Genomic DNA, 3751 nt, shown 5'->3' on the forward strand with positions numbered 1-3751 from the left:
CGGCACCCGGACCCATTCGGCCGCGACATCGCCCTGGGTGATGAGGCCGTCCTTGCCGTTGGTCTTGTAGTTGCCGCTGAAATGCTCCTGCGGCGAATCCACCTGCCACTGCCCGTCCTGCGCGGTGAGGGAGCCCGAATGCTCCGGCGCCATGGTCATGACCCAGTCGCCGTTCTTCTTGATGATCCAGCGGCGGACCTCGCGGGTGCCGCGGTTGGGGTCGCCCGCATCGGCGTACCACTCGCCCACCAGCGCCTCGAGGCCCGGCTCGCGATGGGCGGCGGCATCGGTGCCGAGCCGGGCGGCCGCCTGCTGGGCCAGGGCCACGGTGGCGTCCAGCCGCTGGGCGAGGTTGGGCTTGCTGAGCGTGATCGTCACCAGGGTCTGGCCCTTGAGCAGCGTCACGGCGGTGAAGCCCGCCGGTGAATCGAAGACGTAGGCGCCATCGGCGATGTCGAAGCGTTTGACGTTGCTTTGCGAGGCCTGGCTGGCGAAGAACTCGGCGCGGCCGGGATTCTCGTCGACCGCGACCGTCACCTGGGAATCGTAGCCACTGGCGCCGCGATAATTGCAGTCGCCGGCGCCGCTGCTCTGGCCGTTGCCGACCTTGTCCTGCAGCGCCTGGCCGATCTCGGCCGGCGTCACCAGCAGGCAGGGATCGGTCTTCTGGTTAGCGCCACCGCCGGCGAAGGCTGGGGATGAGAGCGTCGCTATGGAAACCGCTGCGAGGAATATCGAGGCGAGGTTTTGCATGGGCCTTGTTCCACCATATCCACTGCCTCGCATCATAGCGCGAAGGATGACGGCCCAGCTATCGGCGCAAAAAAGGAAAGGGCCGAAAGCATAACCGCTCCGGGCCCTCTTTCGTTACATCATGCCTGCTAAGCCTCGGGCGCGCAGGCGGGTGTTGTCCGAATCCCAGGACGATTCCACGACCATGGTCGTCTTGTCGCGCTCGCCCATCATGATGATCTCGAGTTTGGTGCCGGGGCGGGCCGTTGCCAGACTATTTCTTCTTCGCCTCGCTGGGCGGCATCGGCACCTTGGGCAGCCCGTCGGCCAGCTGCAGCCAGGGGATCTGGTGGACAGTATAGACATGGACCTGGGGCTGGATTGCCTCGGGATGGTCCAGCGTGCCGACATGGATATGGATCTCGTCCGGCCAGCGGTCGCCCTCATAGGCGAGGGGCGAGCCGCAGGTCGCGCAGAAACTGCGCGTGACCCCGGGCGAGGAGTTGAAGTCCTTGGGCCGGCCTTTGGTCCATTGCAGCCGCGCCGGCAGGAAGCCCGCATAGGTCACGAACGGCGCCCCGCTCGCGCGCCGGCAGTCCTTGCAATGGCAATGCGCCGACCATCTCGGCGCCCCCTCGACGCGATAGCGCACCGCACCGCAGAGACATCCGCCTTCGAGAATCTTCATCGTGCTCGCGCTCACTCAGTGTCCTTCAACAAATTCTTTGAAGACCTGCAATATATCGCCAAGGTTTTTAGCGCCACCCACTCCATGGAATTTCTGGCCATTGCAGGCGACATGGTACCAATCGCCTTCTGATCTATTGATATCAATGGCGCTTAGCCGCTCGCCTTCGAGTTTCGTGTCTCTTATATCGATGTCGATCGTCCATCCAGGGTTGTCGATGTTACCGATTTTAATGCCCCAGCTGTGCTCCCAGACGCCGTTGCATTGCGTGGCGTACCAGCTCTGTAGCCAATCGAGATTGTCACCTTGAGTACTCATAATTCAGCGATCCTCCTCGGCGGATTTTGGAAGCCCGCCATCGGCGGGCGTCCAGCCTGGAGAGCAGTCAATGCTGCAGTGTGGCTGAACCTTCAGACCTATCGCTTCAGCGCGGGACTGGCAATCGGCGACCCTTCATCGGGATGCTCAGCTCCCCCCGATCGCGTTCCAGAGATCGATGTTCTGGCGCAACGAAAGCCGGTCATGCGAGCCTTCGAGGCAGGCGCGCATGGAATCGACATGATGCGTGACATCGACCTTGACTTGGCAGTCCGCATGCATCTGGGCGGCTTCGGCCAGACCCGCCGGGTCGACCTTGGTTTCGAGCGAGACCACCTGGGGCGCTGCCCAGACCCGCCCGTCACTATCCTCGCGCCGATAGCCGGTCGGCAGCGAGTTGATCATCGCACTGGTCAGCCGCAGCGCATCGGAATCGGCGCCGTGATCGTCATAGAACTGCTGCGCCGTGAGACGGTTCGGGCCGGTGGCAAGTGCGATCTCCTCGGCCAGACGCGGATCGGTGTCCCTCGCATCCGCCTCGGGTAGCAGCGAAACCCGCTGGCCTACGAAAATCGAGGCGCCGATCAGGCCGAGCGCTCTGTAGATCGTCGGATCGAGGCTGGCCTCGATCGAGGTGAAGCCGCGGCGGGTCGTGAATTGCAGATAGGGTGTGGTCGGTAGAGTGATGGTAGAGCCGTCGGCATGAAGGCCGATCACCCTGATGTCGGCGTTCGCCACCGGCAGATAGACCTGGCCCGGCAATGGGTTGTGACGCTCCCGCTCGAGGCAGAAGGCGGTGAGATCGGCATGGCAGCCGCTCTCGTCGCAGGTCAAGGGCTGAGGCTCGAGGCTGGCGACAATGCCGAGCACCTGCGGATCGGCTTTGGCCGAACCCGAGGCCAGCCCCACCGTCAAGGCGGCGCCGGCCAGCATGCCGTAACGATTCATATGGCTTCTTCCTCGGACGCGGGTGAAAGCGGCGTCGGCCCGGTTGTCTTCCTTGGCTTACGATCCCCCGATCGCCTCCCACAAATCGATGTTCTGCCGCAGCGACAGGATGTCGTGCGATTCCTGCATGCAGGCGCGCATGCTGTCGACATGGTGGGTGACGTCGACCTTCATCTGGCAGTCGGCATGCATCTTCGCGGTCTCGGCGAGGCCCGCGGGATCGACCTTCGTCGAGAGCGAGACGACCTGCGGCGCGTTCCAGATGCGCCCGTCGCTGTCCTCGCGGTGATAGCCCACGGGCAGGGCATTGATCATCGCGTTGCTGAGGCGCAGCGCGTCCGAGTTGGCGCTGTGGTCGTCATAGAATTGCTCCGCGGTGAGCCGGTTGGGGCCGGTCGCGAGCGCGATCTCCTCGGCGACATGGGGTTGCGGATCGGTCGCCTCGTCCTGGGGAATCAACGACACCTGCTGCCCGACGACGATCGCGGCACTGGCGAGGCCGAGCTTCTCGTAGGTCGCCGGATCGATGCTGGCCTGGAGTGCCGTGAAGCCGCGCGCCGTGGTGAAGTTGAGATAGGGCGCGGCCGGCAGGCTCACCGACGTGCCGTCGGCCAGGGTGCCGACGAGACGGATATCGGCGTCCTGCATCGGCAGATACACCTGCCCGGGGAGCGGGTTATGCCGCTCCTGCTCCAGACAGAAGGAGGTGAGCTCGACGCGGCAACCGCTCGCGTCGCAGGTCATGGGCTGCGGCTCGAGGCTGGCGACGATGCCGAGCACTTGCGGGTTGGCGTGGGCCGAGCCCGCGGCGAGCCCGGTGATCAATACCGCGCCGGCGAGGGCAATAATGCGGTTCATGGGTGTCTTCCTCTCATCGAATGAAGGCGGTGCCGGCCCGCTTGTCGCGCGGGCTTACGACCCGCCGGTTTCGTCCCAGAATTGGCGGTTGGTGCGCGCCATCAGCTCGGTATGGCGCATTTCCATGCATTCGCGCATCGAGAGCCGCATCCGCGATGACACGGCGAGCTCGCAGCTCTGCCACATGTCGTTGGCCTGGGCGACGCC

The 3751-nt window shown here is 64.5% G+C and carries 5 protein-coding genes; all 5 read right to left on the minus strand.

Features of this window, described 5'->3' with window-relative positions; all coding sequences use genetic code 11:
- The coding region (locus ACREE8_RS09755) for a hypothetical protein (RefSeq protein WP_431572794.1) at window positions 1–753 on the minus strand (753 nt) is incomplete at its 3' end.
- Window positions 754–1006: 253 nt separating this feature from the next.
- Window positions 1007–1435 carry a GFA family protein gene (locus tag ACREE8_RS09760; RefSeq protein ID WP_431572795.1) on the minus strand — a complete coding sequence of 143 codons (429 nt, stop codon included), beginning with the start codon at window positions 1433–1435 and terminating at the stop codon, window positions 1007–1009.
- Window positions 1436–1738, minus strand: a complete 303-nt coding sequence (locus ACREE8_RS09765) for an immunity 53 family protein (RefSeq protein WP_431572796.1) — start codon at window positions 1736–1738, stop codon at window positions 1436–1438.
- 147 nt (window positions 1739–1885) lie between these two features.
- Window positions 1886–2686 carry a hypothetical protein gene (locus ACREE8_RS09770; RefSeq protein WP_431572797.1) on the minus strand — a complete coding sequence of 267 codons (801 nt, stop codon included), beginning with the start codon at window positions 2684–2686 and terminating at the stop codon, window positions 1886–1888.
- 57 nt (window positions 2687–2743) lie between these two features.
- Window positions 2744–3544, minus strand: coding sequence for a hypothetical protein (locus tag ACREE8_RS09775; RefSeq protein WP_431572798.1), 801 nt, complete (start codon window positions 3542–3544; stop codon window positions 2744–2746).
- Between the last annotated feature and the right edge of the window lie 207 nt (window positions 3545–3751).

This window comes from Hypericibacter sp., from assembly GCF_050729195.1.
Lineage (GTDB): Bacteria > Pseudomonadota > Alphaproteobacteria > Dongiales > Dongiaceae > Hypericibacter.